The 1246-nt window shown below is 62.8% G+C and carries 1 pseudogene; it reads left to right on the top strand.

Annotation, left to right across the window (positions count from 1 at the left end):
• Positions 1 to 81: 81 nt before the first annotated feature.
• Positions 82 to 1077 (top strand): annotated as a pseudogene (locus tag ACW5W8_RS23675) (alpha/beta hydrolase); the annotation flags it as partial.
• Positions 1078 to 1246 lie beyond the last annotated feature (169 nt).

The raw sequence follows: 1246 nt of genomic DNA, 5'->3' as shown, positions 1-1246 counted from the left end.
TGAAAGGCTGGGGTATCCATGATGGTAGACCTCAAGGTGATGGCCTACTTCAAGCTTAGCCTTTCAACACGTAATTGGGACATAGCCTTTTCCAACGGCGGCGCGCTGGCGGTGAAATATGCGCTCGATGCGCTGGCCGACCCGAGCGGTGCGCTGGCAAAACCGGATCGGCTGGTGCTGATCTCCCCGATGATCGGGGTGACCCGCTTTGCCCGCTTCGCCGGGCTCAAGGCCGTGCCTGCCCTGCTGCCCGCCTTTGCCAACGCCGCCTGGCTCGACACCATGCCGGAGTTCAACCCGTTCAAATACAACTCGTTTCCGGTCAACGGCGCGCGCCAGTCCTACCGCCTGACCCACGCCATCCAGCAGCAGGTGCGCCAGCTGGCCGCCAGTGGCGAGCTGGCGGCGTTTCCCCCCGCCCTCACCTTCCAGTCGGTGATGGACTACACCGTCAGCACCCGCTCCATCATTGCAGATCTCTACCACTACCTGCCGGCCAACGGCAGCGAACTGGTGCTGTTTGATATCAACCGCAGCACCCTGTTTGGCCCGCTGATGAGCTCGGACTCAGAGCTGGCGCTGCACCGCTTGCTGCCAAACGCCCCCGGACACTATCGCCTCACTGTGGTGGGCAATGTCGAGCCCACCTCCCCCGCGACGCAGGCCAGAACGCTGGCCAGCGCAGACCAGCCTGAACAGCTCCGCCCGCTGGGTGTCGATTATCCCAAGGAGATCTACTCCCTCTCCCATGTAGCGCTCCCCTTCCCGATGGACGACCCCCTCTATGGCATGGCGGCGCGCCCGGAGCAGCGGGAGCAATATGGCATCAATCTCGGCGGCCTGGCCCTGCGTGGCGAGCGCGGCGTGCTGATCGTCAACCCCGGCGCCCTCACTCGCACCTCCTCCAACCCCTTCTACCCCTATCTGCAGCAGCGGGTGATGGAGACCCTCACCGCCCCTCCCGTCGCTCGTCCTGCCGCCGTAATCCCTGCCAGCAGCGGTCAACCTGATGCGGCCTATCAGGCCGAGCTGGAGCAATTTTTACAGGAGAGCGACGAGAGCTGCGCGCCTTTCTAGGGCGTGTGTGGCGAATCGGCGAAGCTGCGCGGGCACTTGGCGCGATAGCGATACGAGAAAGGGGCCGTCAATTGACGGTAATGCCAGTCAGTTAAGCCTGACTGGCATTGTTTTTATTGGCTTTTTTCACACTGTACTTCTGTGGCCTTGGCTTCACACAGCGGGGGTA

The organism is Aeromonas aquatilis (genome assembly GCF_054052405.1).
Note: the sequence above shows the minus strand (reverse complement) of the source record. Positions and strands in the feature narration are given on the sequence as shown.